The 15169-nt window shown below is 73.2% G+C and carries 12 protein-coding genes; 4 read left to right on the plus strand and 8 right to left on the minus strand.

Translation table 11 applies throughout. From position 1 onward, the window contains the following. Positions 1–34 precede the first annotated feature (34 nt). The 3 genes from BUE44_RS23345 to BUE44_RS23355 all read right to left on the minus strand — a co-directional run bounded on the left by BUE44_RS23345 (position 35) and on the right by BUE44_RS23355 (position 3936). On the minus strand, positions 35–1864 hold the full coding sequence (locus BUE44_RS23345) for a glycoside hydrolase family 76 protein (protein ID WP_073500946.1): 1830 nt from the start codon (positions 1862–1864) through the stop codon (positions 35–37). A 48-nt stretch (positions 1865–1912) separates the two neighbouring features. Then, on the minus strand, positions 1913–3046 hold the full coding sequence (locus tag BUE44_RS23350; RefSeq protein ID WP_073500947.1) for a glycoside hydrolase family 3 N-terminal domain-containing protein: 1134 nt from the start codon (positions 3044–3046) through the stop codon (positions 1913–1915). Positions 3047–3129: 83 nt separating this feature from the next. Continuing rightward, positions 3130–3936 carry a lysozyme gene (locus BUE44_RS23355; protein WP_073501026.1) on the minus strand — a complete coding sequence of 269 codons (807 nt, stop codon included), beginning with the start codon at positions 3934–3936 and terminating at the stop codon, positions 3130–3132. A 311-nt stretch (positions 3937–4247) separates the two neighbouring features. On the opposite strand from BUE44_RS23355, the gene BUE44_RS23360 reads away from it, so the two are divergent. Further along, positions 4248–7418 (plus strand): ATP-binding protein, encoded by a 3171-nt coding sequence (locus tag BUE44_RS23360; protein WP_073500948.1) that lies wholly within the window; start codon positions 4248–4250, stop codon positions 7416–7418. On the opposite strand, the gene BUE44_RS23365 is transcribed toward BUE44_RS23360, so the two are convergent. From BUE44_RS23365 to BUE44_RS23385, 5 genes are all read right to left on the minus strand, one after another. Further along, positions 7393–8187, minus strand: coding sequence for an ABC transporter permease (locus BUE44_RS23365; protein ID WP_073500949.1), 795 nt, complete (start codon positions 8185–8187; stop codon positions 7393–7395). The genes BUE44_RS23360 and BUE44_RS23365 overlap by 26 nt on opposite strands. Next, the gene (locus BUE44_RS23370; RefSeq protein WP_079190000.1) at positions 8184–9275 is read right to left on the minus strand and encodes an ATP-binding cassette domain-containing protein; all 1092 of its coding nucleotides are present in this window, start codon (positions 9273–9275) and stop codon (positions 8184–8186) included. The genes BUE44_RS23365 and BUE44_RS23370 overlap by 4 nt, the downstream gene beginning before the upstream one ends. A 140-nt stretch (positions 9276–9415) precedes the next feature. Further along, entirely contained in the window at positions 9416–10264 is an 849-nt protein-coding gene (locus BUE44_RS23375; protein ID WP_265737172.1) for an SAM-dependent methyltransferase, read from the minus strand. Then, complete coding sequence (locus tag BUE44_RS23380; RefSeq protein ID WP_073500950.1) at positions 10261–11265, minus strand: methyltransferase; 1005 nt, start codon at positions 11263–11265, stop codon at positions 10261–10263. The genes BUE44_RS23375 and BUE44_RS23380 overlap by 4 nt, the downstream gene beginning before the upstream one ends. 30 nt (positions 11266–11295) lie before the next feature. Beyond that, the gene (locus BUE44_RS23385) at positions 11296–11766 is read right to left on the minus strand and encodes a PhzA/PhzB family protein (protein ID WP_073500951.1); all 471 of its coding nucleotides are present in this window, start codon (positions 11764–11766) and stop codon (positions 11296–11298) included. 332 nt (positions 11767–12098) lie between these two features. On the opposite strand from BUE44_RS23385, the gene BUE44_RS23390 reads away from it, so the two are divergent. From BUE44_RS23390 to BUE44_RS23400, 3 genes are read left to right on the plus strand one after another with little or no spacing between them, the layout of a single operon-like run. Continuing rightward, on the plus strand, positions 12099–12722 hold the full coding sequence (locus BUE44_RS23390) for an isochorismatase family protein (RefSeq protein WP_073500952.1): 624 nt from the start codon (positions 12099–12101) through the stop codon (positions 12720–12722). Next, positions 12722–14650, plus strand: coding sequence for an anthranilate synthase family protein (locus BUE44_RS23395; RefSeq protein ID WP_073500953.1), 1929 nt, complete (start codon positions 12722–12724; stop codon positions 14648–14650). The genes BUE44_RS23390 and BUE44_RS23395 overlap by 1 nt, the downstream gene beginning before the upstream one ends. After that, entirely contained in the window at positions 14640–14969 is a 330-nt protein-coding gene (locus tag BUE44_RS23400; RefSeq protein WP_073500954.1) for a hypothetical protein, read from the plus strand. Before BUE44_RS23395 ends, BUE44_RS23400 begins: the two co-directional genes overlap by 11 nt. Positions 14970–15169 lie beyond the last annotated feature (200 nt).

Consider the following 15169-nt stretch of genomic DNA (forward strand, 5'->3'; position numbering starts at 1 on the left):
TCCACAGGCTGTGGAAAACCCGGCGGCCGGAGCGTCAGGGCGCGGCCAGCAGCGCGCTGAGGGCGGATGCCTGGGTGCGCCAGTCCCGGGTGTTGGGGTGGGCGGCCGGGTCGGCGCCGGCCCAGCGTTCGCCGAGGCGTACGAGGGAGTCGCGGTCGGCGTTCCACACGCTGTCGGCCTGGGTGCGGGCGAAGGCCGCGTAGGCGCCGCCGGTGGCCGTGTCCAGCTCGTCCAGGTAGCGCATGAAGACGCCCTTGAACTGCTTGGCGTTGTCGTCGCAGCTCGCGGACACGGCGTCGCAGGACTCGGTGAGCACCCCGCCGGAGACCAGGGAGGGCGAGGCGAGGGCGGCGTCGGCGAGGCGGCGCGCGGTGCCGAGCGCGGCGGCGTCACCGGTGGCCCGCCAGATCTCGACGGCGCCGCCGATGGACAGGCCCTGGTTGTAACTCCACACCGTCTGACCGTTGTTGGCGCAGGAGGCGGTGAGCCCGTCGTTGACGAGCCCGGCGGAGTTGATCAGCCCGCTGTGCTGGAACCAGGTCCACGCGGTGGTCGCCCGGCCGAGCCACTGCGTGTCGCCGGGAATCCGGTTGTGCAGGGCCGCGGTGATCCGCACCCACAGCGCGTTGGTCACCGCGTTCTTGTACGTGCGCTCCCGGTCCCACCACACGCCGCCGCCGCACGAGCCGGTGTCCCACAGGCCGTTGACGTAGTTGGCGATGACCACGGCCTCGTTGAGGTACGTCGCGTCGCGGGTGAGGTCGTAGGCGTCGATCCAGGCCAGTGCCCACCACTCGGCGTCGTCGGTGGCCCTGCTGATGAAGTCGCCGTCGATGGGGTCGGAGCTGCGCGCCCCCGCGGGGAAGGCGGCCTTGTCGACCTGGTAAGTGCGGTTGACGATCCACGCGTAGCGGGTGTCGCCGGTCTTGCGCATGTAGTCGACGACCGTGGTCAGCGCCACCGCCGAATTCCACCAGCTCGACGGCCAGTAGGCGGTGTTCGGGTCGTAGGAGTACATCAGCGCGTCGGCCGCGGCGGCGGCGCGGCCGGCGGCGGGCCGGGCCCAGGCCGTACAGCTGCCGCTCTGGCCCTCCACCGCCCGGCCGCAGGCGCGCACCGCGCCGCCGTACAACCTGCCCAGCGGGTCGGAGGTGTTGAAGCGGGCGGTACGGGTGCCGGTCGCGCCGGCGGGCACCGCGGTCCTGCCGAGCGACGAGCCGTCGGGCCAGCTCGCCCCGCTGTTCCACGAGCGGTCCAGCCACACCTCGTCGCCCGCGGTACCGGCGCTCAGCGTCGCCCAGGCCATGCCCGAGTCGTCCGTGTGCAGCGCGATGGCGCGGCCGCTGAGCGTGGTCTGCGGCACCGGCCTGCTGTCCCCGGCCGCGGTGCCGCCGCCGTCGCAGGCGGCCGCGCAGACGGTGGTCCTGGCCCAGGAGGTGCAGGCCACGCCCTGGGCGTCGCCGCAGGCGCGCAGCACCGCGCGGCGGTGCCCGGCCGGGTCGTAGAGGTTGTACATCAGGGTGCGGGTGCCGGTCCACGAGCCGGGCACCGCGGCCTTGCCCAGCAGCCCGTCCCAGGTGGCGCCGCCGTCCCAGGACCGGTCGATCCACACCGAATCGCTCGGAACGGCCCTGTCGATGCTGGCCCAGGCCATGCCGTCGGCGTCGTCCACGTGCAGCCGCAGCAGCCGGCCGTTGACGTTCACGTCCGGTACGGGGAAGGCCTCCTGGGCCGCGCGCGAAGGGTCGGCGGTGTCGCAGTAGAGGGCGCACACGGCCGTGGCCGCGGAGGCGGCGGTGCCGGTCGCGCCCGCCAGTCCGGCGACCAGCGCCAGCAGGACGCACCACAGGGCGGTTCTCCGCACGGGGTCTCTCCCTCCTCGGCGGCGCCCGCCGCGGCGGGCGCGCGCGGGTCAGAACAGCCGGTTGCGCAGCGCGTTGATCCTGCCGAGCGCCGCGGTGAAGTTCGACGCGCCCAGGGTGCCGCCCTGCAGCGCGGCGGCCAGCGAGGAGACGATCGCCCGGCCGGTCGCGACATCGCCGGAGGCGTCGAGGACGAGGTCCATGCCGGCCGCGGCGGCGGCGACCGCGTTCTGCCCCGGCGTGCCCAGGGCGCTCAGCGCGCCCGCCCCGATCGCGTCGGTGACGGTCACGCCGGTGAAGCTGTACCGCTGGCGCAACTCGCCCTGCACCACGGTCGAGGAGAGCCCCGCCGGATGCGCGGCGTCCAGGTGGGAGTAGATCGCCCAGGACACCATCACCAGGTCGACCCCGGCGGTGAGCGCGGCGACGTAGGGCACCTCGTCGACGTTGCGCAGCTGGGACAGCGACGTCGTCAGGGTGACGGGCCGCAGGTCGGTGTTCTGCGAGGCGGTCGCGGGCCCCAGGCCCGGGAAGTGCTTGGCGGTGGCGGCGACGCCGGTGGCCTGCTGGGCGGTGATGAACGACCGGCCGCAGAGCGACACCACCTCGGGGTCGGTGCTGTACGAGCGCTGGTATTGGTCCTCGAAGTCGCCGGCCGTCCGGTAGACGTCGAGCACCGGGGCCAGGTTGACGTTCATCCCCACGCTGCGCAGCAGGTTGCCCGCGCCCGTACCGGCGTCCGTCGCGGCGCCCGCGGGGTCGGCCGAGGCGCCGATCTGCTTCGCGGACAGCGCCGGGGCGCCGGGCAGCCGCCGTATCTGCCCGCCCTCCTGGTCGGTCATCAGCAGCAGCGGCGCGGGGTTCGGGCTGCGCAGGTTCGCCTGCCGCATCTGCTTGATCGCCGCGGTGATCTGGCTCAGGCTGCTGATGTTGCCGCCGAAGAAGATGACGCCGGCCGCCTGGCCGGAGCTGATCTGGTCGAGCAGGCTCTGCGGCACGGTCGTCCCCGAGTAGGAGAAGACGACCCGCTGCCCGGCCTGCTGCTGCGGGGTCAGCGCGGTGGGCTGTGCCATGGGCTGGTGCCCGGACGGCGGACGGGGGAGGGGGAGGGCGCCGGCCGCGACGGCTCCGGTGCCGGCCGCGAGCACGCTGCGGCGGGAAGGACGGTGACCGGAGCCGACCATGGGAGGCCTCCTGGGGGTACGCGCGGGGTGTGCGGACTGCGGTGGGGGCGCGGGTCGCCACGCCCCCACCGGGTGCGGGCGGGTCAGCCGTTGGCCAGCGCCTGTACGCGGCTGAAGTCGCCGTTGAAGGCGTCCTGGTCGCCGGGGAAGACGCCGCTGTCGGCGTACTGCCAGATCGTCTGGTAGGCCCAGTGGTAGGGCATCGTGCCGGGGCTGCCGTTGTAGTTGGCCAGCGCCAGCGGGTTGGTGGACGAGAAGTCGCCGGTGTTGCCGGTGCACTGGCTCCACCAGCTCGTCGCAGTGTAGATGGTCACCCAGCGGGTGGTCTTGGCGTGGTATTCGTTGCTGAAGGACAGGATCCAGTTGACCATCGAGGACGCGGACAGGCCGTAGCAGGTCGCGCCGTAGGGGTTCCACTCGATGTCGAGCATCCCGGGCAGCGTCTTGCCGTCCTTCGACCAGCCGCCGCCGTGCGCGAGGAAGTAGTCGGCCTGCGCGGCGCCCGAGGAGGTGTTGGGCGTCGCGAAGTGGTAGGCGCCGCGGATGAGGCCCGCGTTGTAGGAGCCGTTGTACTGCTGGGCGAAGTACGGGTTCACGTACGACGTGGACTCGGTGGCCTTGACGTACGCGAAGCGGCCGCCGTTGGCCGCGACCGAGGACCAGTTGACGTTGCCCTGGTAGCCGCTGACGTCGAGGCCCGGCGTGCCCGCGACGTTGGGCGTGACGACCGACCGGCCGCCGGAGGCGGGCTGGTGCAGGGCGATCTGCGAGCCGGCCCAGTCCAGTTCGGGGTGCGTGATCTGGTTCGTGGCCGCGGTGGGCGTGGCGGCGGCGGCCGGCACGGCGGTGGCGCCCAGGGCGGCACAGGCGAGCGCCGCGCAGGCGGCCAGACCCCACTTTTTGGCGGGGACATGCCAATTAAACACGAGATCCTCCGAGGGGGAAGCGTGGTGCGGGGGGGTGTGGGCGTCGTCGTCCACGCCAAGAGTGAAGGAAACTTTCTTCTCGCACAAGACGCGTGAAAAAAAGGGCCAAGGTGCGGCTGGGTCCCGTGGGACCCGCCCGGCGGCCTCAACCGCCCCCGCACGCCCGCCTCGACGTGCCGCGGCCCGGAGGCGGCCGCCACCGCCACGGTCGTCGGAGCGGAACCGGAGGCCACCGCGCCGGTCGGGAAAAGCGAGGTGGTCGCTACTGTGCGGGGATGAGCACCGAGCTGACCTTGTTGTCGGGTGTGGGCTACCGGGGGCGGGAGATCACCGCGCCGCGGTTGAGGGGGCTGCTCGCGCTGCTCGCGGCGGATCTGCGGACGGGGTGCAGCACGGGGCGGCTGGTCGAGGGGCTGTGGGCGGACGAGTTGCCGGATCGGCCGGGGAAGGCCGTCCAGGTGCTGGTCGCCCGGGTCAGGTCGCAGCTGGGGGCCGACCTGGTCGTGACGACTCCGACCGGGTATCGGCTGGCGCTGGACGAGGAGCAGGTCGACACCTCCGCGCTGCTGCTGCGGGAGGCGGCGGCCGCCGAGCGGCACCGGGCGGGGGACCACGCGGGGGCGCTGGCCGAGGCGGAGGCGGGACTGGCCCTGTGGGACGGCGGCGTGGGGGCCGCGGCCGACGAGGACCTGGACGACCCGGTGGTGGCCCTGCGGGTGGAGCGGGTCGCGGCGCACCGGTCGCTGGGCCGGGTGAGGGCGCTCGCGCTGGCGCGGACCGGGCGGCGGGACGAGGCCGCCGCGCTGCTGGCCGCGCTCGCGGAGCAGCAGCCCAGGGACGAGGAGGTGCTGGCGGAGCTGTTGCGCTGCGAGGCCGAAACGGCTGGCCCCGCGGCCGCGTTGACGCGGTACGACACCTATCGCCGGCAGCTGCGCGACGCGTTGGGGACGGACCCGGGGGCCGCGCTCAAGGCGGTGCACCGCGAACTGCTGCGCGGCACGGCGCCGGTGGTGCGGCACGGGGTGCTGCACGACCCGAACCCGCTGGTGGGACGGGACGCCGACGTCGCCGCGGTGGCGGGGCTGCTGGCCTCCTCCCGGGTGGTGTCGGTCGTCGGGCCCGGCGGGCTCGGCAAGACGCGGCTGGCGCACGTCGTCAGCCGCGGCGCCACCCAGCGGGTGGTGCACTTCGTGGCCCTCGCGGGCGTCCTCGCCGACGAGGACGTGCTGGGCGAGGTGGCCTCGGCCATCGGCGCGGGAGCCGCGGGCACCGGCGCCGGTATCGCCGCGAGCCTCGGCCCCGGCCCGGCGCTGCTGGTGCTGGACAACTGCGAGCAGGTCGTCGGGGGCGTCGCCGCGCTCGTACGGGAACTGGTGTCGCTGTCGAAGGACCTGCGGGTGCTGGCGACCAGCAGGGCGTCGCTGGGGCTGACCTCGGAGGCCGTCTACCAGCTTCCGGCACTGAGCGAGACCACGTCGGTGGAGCTGTTCGTGCAGCGGGCGCGGGCCGCGCGGCCCGGGTCGGAGCTGCCGGAGCAGGCGGTGGCGGAGCTGTGCCGCCATCTGGACGGGCTGCCGCTGGCGGTGGAACTGGCGGCCGCCCGGGTGCGCGTGCTGTCGGTGCCCGAGATCGCCCGCCGCCTCCAGGACCGCTTCTCGCTGCTGAGCGGCGGTGTCCGCGACGTGCCGGAGCGGCACCGCACCCTGCACGCCGTGGTGGAGTGGAGCTGGAATCTGCTGGCGCCGGACGGGCAGGCGGCCCTGCGCACCCTGTCGGTCTTCCCCGGCGGATTCACCGCCGACGCGGCGGACCACGTGCTGGCCGAGGGCCTCGACGGCCTGCTGCTGCTCGAACAGCTCGCGGACCAGTCGCTGGTCACCGCCGTGGAGACCGACGCGGGTCTACGGTTCCGGATGCTGGAGAGCGTGCGGGAGTTCGCCGCCGCCAGGCTTGCCGCGTCCGGTGACCAGGAAGCGGTCACCGGCCGGTTCCTGGACTGGGCGCGGGACTTCGGGTGCGCCAACCACGACGTGCTCTTCCGCACCGACCCGCTGTCCTCCTGGGAGCGGGTCCGCGCCGAGCAGGACAACCTCGTGGTGGCCCTGCGCCACGCGCTGGCCCGCGGCGACGGCGACTCCATCGCCGCGGTGGCGGCGGTGCTCGCCACCATCTGGTCCACCGGCTCCAGTTACGCCCGCCTGGTCGGCCTCGCCGCCGACACCGGCTACCCGCTGTCGCACTACCGCCCGGGTCCGGCGTACGTCGAGGTGAGCAGGACGGTCGCCGTCGTGTGCACGGCGAGCCTGTTCATGGGCCTGGGGCCGCGGGCGCTGCGCTCGCTGGTGACCCTGCGGCGGCTGCCGCCCGCACAGCCCGACACCATGGTCCGGGCCCTGTCGGTGGTGCTGTGCGCCTTCCCGGAGATCCGCCCGCCGCACTACCCGGTCCTGCGGGAGCTGTGCGCGAGCCGCGAGCCGCTGCTGGCGGGCATCGCCGAGTGCGTCGCCAGCTACGTGTGGGAGTACGAGTACGACGTCGACGCGGCACTGGAGTCCGCCCGCCGGATGCTGGTATGCCTGGAACCGCTGCGCCACCCCTCGATGCGGATGCTCAGCCACGCCCGGATCAGCGAGCTGTGCCTGCGCACCGCGCAGGGCGAGGACGCCTACCGCCACCTGCTGGCGACCATGGCCGCCCTGGAACTGCTCGGCGACCGGTCGGACTCGATGGGCATCCGCAGCGCCCTGGCCCTGGCCTGCCTGCAGCGCGGCGAGGCCGGCGAGGCCGAGCACTGGCTGGCGCAGGCCGAGCGCAGTAGGACCGCGGAACAGGCCGACGTCTTCAGCACCGACGGCGGTGCGCGCGCGGAGATCGCACTGGCCCGCGGCCTCACCGAGATAGGGCTGCGGCTGTGGCGCGACGCGGTGGAGCGGCTGGGGGCCGAGCAGCCGCTGCCGCCCGGCGCCGATCCGTACGACGACCCGTACGGGGACCCCTACGGCGATCCGTACATCGGGCCGTGGGCGCTGCAGATCAGGTCGGTGGCGGTGATCGCCCACGCGCAGCACCGCAGGCTGGAGCCGGTGGCGGAGCTGATCGCCCAACTGCGGAAGCGCCTGCCGCAGTTGCTCGCCGCCGCCACCGCGGGCGGCGACGCGCCCGCGCCGCCCGCCGAATTCCCGGCGTGCGGCACGGCGCTGCTGGCGCTCGGCATGGCGCGGCTGGCCGCGGGCGACACCTCGGCCGTACGGCTGGTGGCGCTGTCCGAACGCCTCGGCGTGGCACGGGACTTCCAGCCGACGATGTCGTCGGACCGTATCCGGCAGGCCGCGGAGGAAGCCGACAGGGCGGCGTACGCCGACGCGGTGTCGGAGTATGCCGCCCTGGGACGTGCGGAGTTGCCCGCGGTGGCGCTCGGCCTCATCGGCTCGACGGGTCGCGGTTGAAGAGCGACGTCGACCACATCCAGCCCAGGACGGTGAGCGCGACGGCCCAACCGAGGGCGAGCCAGCCGTTCTTGCCGATCGCGTCGCCGAGCAGCAGGCCGCGCAGGGTCTCGATGAAGGGCGAGAAGGGCTGGTATTCGGCGAACCAGCGGAACCAGCCGGGCATCGAGTCGACCGGCACGAACGCGCTGCCGAGCAGCGGCAGCACCATCAGCGGCAGCCCGGTGTTGCTGGCGCCCTCGGCGTTCGGCGAGGACAGGCCGATGCCGACCGCGAGCCAGGTCAGCGCCAGGCCGACCAGCGCCGTCAGTCCCGCGGCGGCCAGCCACTCCAGCGGGGTGGCGTCCGTGCGGAACCCGATGGCCAGCGCGACGCCGATGACGAGCACCACGCTGATCATCACCTGGAGCACACCGCCGGCGACGTGCCCGAAGAGCACCGAGCCGCGGGAGATCGCCATGGTGCGGAAGCGGGCGATGATGCCCTCGGTCATGTCGGTGCACACCGACACCGCGGTGCCGAGCGAGGCGCCGCCGACGGTCATCATCAAGATCCCGGGCACCACGTAGGCGATGTACGCCGACCGGTCGGCGTGGCCGCCGAGGCCGGTGCTCATCACGTCGCCGAAGACGTAGACGAAGATCAGCAGCAGCACGACCGGGGTGAGCAGCAGCTGGAGGGTCAGCGACGGGTAGCGGCGGGCGTGCAGCAGGTTGCGCCGCAGCATCGTGGACGAGTCGCGGACGGTGAGGGACAGGGACGAGCTCATCGGACGGTCTCCTTGGAGTCGGCGGTGCTGTCGGCCGCGGTACGGGCGGCGGGGGCGGTGCTCCCTGCGTTGCTGCCGGAGGTCGTGCTGTCGGAGGTCGTGCTGTCGGCGGCGGTGGTGCTGCCGGTGAGGGCGAAGAAGACGTCGTCCAGGTCCGGGGTGTGCACGGTCAGCTCGTCGGCCTCGACCTCGGCCGCGTCGAGCCAGTCGAGGACGGCGCGCAGCTCGCGCTGGCTGCCGTTGCTGGGGATCTGCAGGGACAGGGCGCCGTCGTCGCGTACGGCGTCGCGCAGCGCGGCGGCGGCGGACTCGTACGCCACCGGGTCGGTGAACCGCAGCCGCACGTGGCCGCCGGGCACGAGCCGCTTCAGCTCCTCCGCCGTGCCCTGGGCGACGATCCTGCCGCCGTGCAGCACCGCGATGCGGTCGGCCAGCTCGTCGGCCTCGTCCAGGTACTGCGTGGTGAGGAAGACGGTGACGCCGCCGGCCACCAGCTCGCGGATGATCCCCCACATGGTGTGGCGGCTGCGCGGGTCGAGCCCGGTGGTCGGCTCGTCGAGGAAGATGACGCGCGGCTCGCCCACCAGCGTCATGGCGATGTCCAGGCGCCGCCGCATGCCGCCGGAGTAGGTGGACGCGGGCTTGCGCGCCGCCTCGACGAGGTCGAAGCGCTCCAGCAGCTCGGCGGTGACCCGGCGGCCCTCGCGGCGGCCCAGGTGGTGCAGGTCCGCCATGAGGAGCATGTTCTCCTCGCCGGTGATCAGGTTGTCCACCGCCGAGAACTGCCCGGTCACACCGATCGCCGCCCGCACGGCGTCCGGCGCGCTGGCCAGGTCGTGGCCGCCGACGCGCAGCTCGCCCGCGTCGGCGCCGATGAGCGTGGTGAGGATCTGGACGGCGGTGGTCTTGCCCGCGCCGTTGGGGCCGAGCAGCGAGAAGACCGTGCCGGCCGGCACCGCCAGGTCGATGCCGTCGAGGACGGTCTTGTCGCCGTAGGCCTTGCGCAGCCCGGTGGCCGCGATCGCGAGTTCCCGTGGAGCGGATGTCGTCGGCGTTGCCGGTGTCGCCGGTGTTGTCGGTGTCGTCATGCCGCAGAGCGTGCGGCCGGCCGGTTTCAGCGCGGCTTCAGCGCGGCTTCACCGTGCGCGCCCCGGGGCGTCGGCTCGCGGGCGCGTGGCTCGCGGGCGCGTTCGGCCGAAGCGTGCCGCGACGTCCGCCGCGGCCGCCGTCAGCCGTGCCGCCGGCCGGTGACGAGGAAGACCCGGTAGACGTCTTCCGCCAGGTCCCGCGGCGGGACCGGGTCGGGCCAGCGGCCGAAGTCGGCGCCCGCCTCGCCGGGTTGCGTCACATCGGCCTTGAAGCCGTGCCGCGCGAACAGCACCTCGGGCTCGTCGCAGCCGAACAGCCACGGGCACCCCCAGCCCGCGAAGACGTCCAGCAGCGCGCGCTGCCCCGGCATCGCCAGCGCGGCCGCGTTCACCAGGTCGGCGGCGATCAGGCTGCCGGGGGCGGACAGGTCGGCGATCTGGTCGAGCACCCGGTGCACGGCGGGCTCCGGGAGGTAGAACAGCAGGCCTTCGAGCAGCCAGGCCGACGGCCGGTCGGGCCGGTAGCCGGCGCCGGTCAGGGCGTCCGGCCAGGACGGCGACGCGAGGTCCGCGGGGACCGCGCGGCGGTCGGCCCGCGGCGGCTGGCCGGCCAGCCGCTGCCGCTTGTAGTCCAGGACGGGCGGCCGGTCGACCTCGAAGTAGCGGACGCCCTCGGGCCAGGCCATGCGGTAGGCGCGGGAGTCCATGCCCGCGCCGGCGACCACGACCTGGCGCATGCCGGGCTCCCGGGCGGCGGCGCTCAGGCACCGGTCGAAGAAGCGCGTGCGGATGGCGTTGACGGCCCGCCTGCCCGACGCGCCGGACCCGCCCGGACCCGCGGCCAGCAGCTCCGCCAGCAGCGCAGGACCCAGATCGCCCGCGAGGGCCGCGGCGTACGGGTCCCGGTGGATCGCGTCGGTCCTGGCGGTCTCGGCGGCCCGCATCGCGGCCGTGACCAGGGCGGTTCGGCCGACGGCGTCCAGGTTCACCTGGCCGCCGCGATCAGCGCGGTGGTCTCCGCGGGCAGGTCGGCGACGCGCTCCACGTCCAGACCGGCCCGGTCGAGCAGGGCGGTGAACGCCGCCAGGGTGCGGTGCCGCCCGCCGTTGGTCATCAGCAGGTGCAGGTCCCACAGGGCGGGCAGCACGGTGGAGTCCTCGTCCACGACGACCCGTTCCAGGATGACCAGCCGCGACGAGGCGTCGGCCATGGCCCTGCGGCAGTTCTCGAACAGGCCGACCACCGCGTCGTCGCTCCACCCGGCGAGCACCCGGCACAGCAGGTAGACGTCCCTGCCCTGCGGCACCGCCTCGAACATGTCGCCGCCGACCAGCTCGACGCGGTCCAGGCCCACCGAGGCCGCGAGGTTCCCTGCGGCGACCGGCACCACGTGCTCGCGGTCGAGCAGGGTGCCGCGCGCGTCCGGCACGGCGGCCAGGATCGCGGCGGTCAACTGGCCGATGCCGCCGCCGATGTCGGCGAAGGTCCTGCCGGTGAAGTCGATGACCTCGGGGACGTGGTCGAAGAAGAGGTTGCCGGCCTTCATGGCGCGCTGGAAGCGCGCGTTGACGTCGTCCTCGTGGCTCAGGTAGCGGTAGAGCGGTTCGCCGTAGGCCAGCTCGAACCCGGCGGTTCCCGTGCTGATCGCCTCGTGCGCGTGGCCCCACGCGGTGTAGAACTCCTCGCCGTAGAGCAGGCACATGTCCCGCAGCGAGTCGGGCTCGTCGAGCAGCACGCTGCTGACCGGCGTGTTGCGGTAGCCGGTGCGCCCGTCGCCGTCGAAGACGCCCATCGCGACCAGCAGCCGCATCAGCCGGTGCACGCCCTCCTCCCGGGCCCCGGTGGCCTCGGCGAGCAGGGCGTCGGTGGTCAGGCCGGCCGCGAGGTGGTCGGGTATCCCCAGCTTGAGCGCGGCATGCAGGCACTGGGCGCGCCAGCCGCCGGTGATCAGCTCGACTGCTTCCCGCGCGGCTTTCAGGTCGATCTTCACTGCGGATCCTCCTGGCGGGCCGGCTTTCCCTCAGGTGGGGATGCCGCCACGGTTGATGACCGGAATCTCGATGCCCAGCGCCCGCAGCTGATTGAAGGGGTTCATGAACTCGCGCTGCGTCACGATCCTGCCGTCGGCGAGGTCGAACGAGTGGATGAAGTGATTCCTGTACTGCCCGGGGGGATACGACGGGTAAAGAATGCTGCCCTCGCCGTCGCATTCCGCCCAGAACCGGTTCGGGTCCTGGGTCTCGAATACTTCAATGTTGTACCAGACCCAGTCGGGAAACATCCGCAGCGACCACTCGCCGTGCGCTTTGAGCTTCTCGTGCCCGCGCGACACGATCGGCTCCACGGCGTCACCGGTGTACAAACCGGCGCTGCCGTCCTCGGTGAACAACAGGTAACGGGTGAGCCGATTCTCGCCCTTCCGGCTCAGGTAGTCCTCGACCACCGCACGGTGCCGGCGCCGTAACTCGATATCCTCGGCGAATTCAGCCATCACGCCTCGCAATCCGGGTTTTCCCCAGTGGAGCCGAGGCGGGTCCCCGATGTCAAGACCGTGCGGAGACCGGCCACCGGCGCGATCGGGCAGCTTTTGACTTTCGGCCAAGTGTGCCGCCTTCCGCCGCCGGAAATACCACCTCATCACTCGGTGAATTTGCAGGTGGCAGTCGGAACGTGATGCGCGCCGACATGTCAAGTACGCCTGCTTCCCGCCATTTCACCGGCCATCGGGGAGAGGGCCGTCTGGACGCTGAGATCGGGCCGTCGTTAGGCTGCGCAAGCGGCTGGCGAGGTCCTTCTCCCTGTTCACGGCGAAAGAGCCCACCGATGACCGGCTTACCCCCTATCAGCGCCTATCCGCTGCCCACGGCCGCGGATCTCCCCGAAAACGTCGCCCACTGGACAGCGGACCCCGAACGCGCGGTCCTGCTCGTCCACGACATGCAGCGCTATTTCCTCCGCGGTATCCCGGAACCCCTGCGCGCCGACGTCGTCCGGCATGCGGCGAGCCTGCGAAAACGCTGCTCCGCCGCCGGAATGCCGGTCGCGTACACGGCGCAGCCCGGCCGGATGTCCGCGCGGGACCGCGGCCTGATCGCGGACTTCTGGGGCCCCGGCATGCGCACCGAGGCCGCCGACCGCGCCGTGGTGCCCGAGCTGGCGCCCGAGGACGACGACTGGCTGCTGACCAAGTGGCGCTACAGCGCCTTCTTCCGCTCCGACCTGCTGGCGCGCCTGCGGGCCGCCGGCCGCGACCAGCTCGTCCTGTGCGGTGTCTACGCGCACATCGGCGTCCAGGCCACCGCCCTTGAGGCCTTCACCCACGACATCGAGACCTTCGTCGTCGCCGACGCGGTCGCCGACTTCTCCGCGTCCGACCACCGGCTCGCCCTCGACTACGTCGCGCGCACCTGCGCCGTGGTCGTGCTCACCGAAGAGGTCCTCCCCTGATGAAGACGCCGGCCACCCAGCCCGAGGGCGACCTGCCCGACGGCGATCTGCTCGACCGGATCCTGGCCCTGGAGCCGGCGTCCTTCGCCCTCATCCGCCGGCCGGGCACGCCCGACGTGGTGGACGTCCTGGTCGGCGACGTCTCCCCGTACGCGTCGCTGGCCGACCTCCCGCTCGACGACGGGCCGGCGCACCCCGCCGCGCCCCGGCACGACATGCTGGTCCTCGTGCCCTACCGGCAGCTCGCCGAACGGGGCTTCGCCGCGCCGGACGACGGGGAGGCGCTGCTGGCCATGTCCGTCACCGGGCAGCAGCGGGTGCCGGTGTCCGAGCTGGTCGCCAGGGTGCCGCGGACGCCCGTGCGGCTGGGCAGGCGCCGCTTCGACGTCGGGGACGAGGAGTACGCCGACATCGTCCGCCGGATCGTCGCGGAGGAGATCGGCACCGGCGAGGGCGCCAACTTCGTCGTCAAACGCTCCCTGCTGGTCGACATCGCCGACTACTCGCCGCGCAACGCGCTGTCCTTCTTCCGCGGGTTGCTGACCCGGGAGCAGGGCGCGTACTGGACGTTCGCCATCCACACCGGGGGCCGCACCTTCGTCGGCGCCAGCCCGGAGCGCCATGTCTCGCTCAGCGGCGGCACGGCGGTGATGAACCCGATCAGCGGCACCTACCGCTACCCGCCGGGCGGCCCCACCCTCGCGGGCGTCAGGGACTTCCTCGCCGACCGCAAGGAGACCGACGAGCTGTACATGGTTCTCGACGAGGAACTCAAGATGATGGCCAGGATCTGCGAGCACGGCGGCCGCATCACCGGGCCCTACCTGCGGGAGATGTCGCGGCTGGCCCACACCGAATACTTCGTGGAGGGCCGCTCCGACCGCGACGTGCGGGACGTGCTGCGCGAGACGATGTTCGCCCCCACCGTCACCGGCAGCCCGGTGGAGAGCGCGGCGCGGGTGATCAGCCGCTACGAGCCGGGCGGCCGCGGCTACTACAGCGGGGTCGCCGCGCTGATCGGCAGGGACGCGGGCGGCGCCCGCACCCTGGACTCCGCCATCCTCATCCGCACCGCCGACATCGACGCCGGGGGCCGGGTGCGGATCAGTGCGGGCGCCACGCTCGTACGGCACTCGGACCCCTACGCCGAGGCGGCCGAGACGCGCACCAAGGTCTCCGGGCTGCTGGCCGCGCTGGAGGCCGACGAGGGGCCGCGGTTCGCCCGGCACCCCGAGGTGGTGTCCACCCTGCGCCACCGCAACGCCGACATCGGGGACTTCTGGCTCAGGGACCCCGACTCCCGCCGCACGGACGGGGCTTACGGCGAGCCGGCCGAGCTGGCCGGGCTGAAGACCCTGGTGGTCGACGCCGAGGACTCCTTCACCGCGATGCTGGGGCTGCAGCTGTCCACCCTGGGGATGCAGGTGATGATCCGCCGCTTCGACGAGATCGAACCGGCCTTCGACGGCTACGACCTGGTGGTGATGGGCCCGGGACCCGGCGATCCGCGCTCCGGCGACGACCGGAAGATCCGCGCGCTGCGCACGGCGGTCGACACCCTGCTCGCCGAGCGCCGCCCCTTCGTCGCGGTGTGCCTGAGCCACCAGGTGCTCAGCAGGCGGCTGGGTCTGGGCCTGACCCGCCGCACGGTCCCCAACCAGGGCGTGCAGCGGGAGATCGAGCTGTTCGGCAGCCGCGAACGCGTCGGCTTCTACAACACCTACGCCGCCCGCGCCGCCGAGGACCGGCACCACGTCCAGGGCGTCGGCACGGTGGAGGTCAGCCGCGACCCGCGCACCCGCGAGGTGCACGCCCTGCGCGGCCCGCACTTCGCGTCCCTGCAGTTCCACGCCGAGTCGGTGCTGACCGTCGACGGGCCGCGCATCGTGGCCGACACCGTCAAGGGGGCGCTGCGCCATGCGCGTTGACATCGCCTGGTGGGACCTGGACGCGTCGGCGGCGACCGTCGACTCGCTGCGCGAGCACCTGCGGGACGGCGCCGCCGAGCAGTGGGCCGCCGTCGAGGGGCTGCGGCTGAAGTTCTGGATGGCCGACCGGGAGGGCAACCGCTGGGGGGCGGTGATGCTGTGGGAGGCCGAACGGACCGCCGACCTGCCGCCCAACCGGGCGGCCGACCTCATCGGCTACCCGCCGACCCATCGCTTCGGTTTCGAGGTCGAGGCCGTGGTCGAGGGCGCGTTCACGATCGAGGCCCTGCACGGACTGGGCCCGGTGTTCCTTCCCTAGGGCCCGTCCGGCGGATCTTGGCGGGCCTGCGACGCCCGGCACCGCACCCCTCCCCCTGCCTTCGGCGGGAGGTGCCCCCAGCGTTGTCGAATCATCCTTGTACGGCCCGGTACGAGGACGATTCTCCGCCTTGCGATGTACGGCACCGGACGCCGCAGGCTGATCCGCCAAGATCCGCCGGACAGGCCCTAGGGCCTTCC

Origin of the sequence: Actinacidiphila paucisporea (assembly GCF_900142575.1) — a bacterium.
GTDB classification, from domain to species: domain Bacteria; phylum Actinomycetota; class Actinomycetes; order Streptomycetales; family Streptomycetaceae; genus Actinacidiphila; species Actinacidiphila paucisporea.

Coding starts and splice junctions, on each gene's coding strand:
- BUE44_RS23350 (WP_073500947.1), bottom strand. CDS start 3,046: ATGGTCGGCTCCGGTCACCGTCCTTCCCGCCGCAGCGTGCTCGCGGCC.
- BUE44_RS23360 (WP_073500948.1), top strand. CDS start 4,248: ATGAGCACCGAGCTGACCTTGTTGTCGGGTGTGGGCTACCGGGGGCGG.
- BUE44_RS23365 (WP_073500949.1), bottom strand. CDS start 8,187: ATGAGCTCGTCCCTGTCCCTCACCGTCCGCGACTCGTCCACGATGCTG.
- BUE44_RS23370 (WP_079190000.1), bottom strand. CDS start 9,275: ATGACGACACCGACAACACCGGCGACACCGGCAACGCCGACGACATCC.
- BUE44_RS23385 (WP_073500951.1), bottom strand. CDS start 11,766: ATGGCTGAATTCGCCGAGGATATCGAGTTACGGCGCCGGCACCGTGCG.
- BUE44_RS23390 (WP_073500952.1), top strand. CDS start 12,099: ATGACCGGCTTACCCCCTATCAGCGCCTATCCGCTGCCCACGGCCGCG.
- BUE44_RS23395 (WP_073500953.1), top strand. CDS start 12,722: ATGAAGACGCCGGCCACCCAGCCCGAGGGCGACCTGCCCGACGGCGAT.
- BUE44_RS23400 (WP_073500954.1), top strand. CDS start 14,640: ATGCGCGTTGACATCGCCTGGTGGGACCTGGACGCGTCGGCGGCGACC.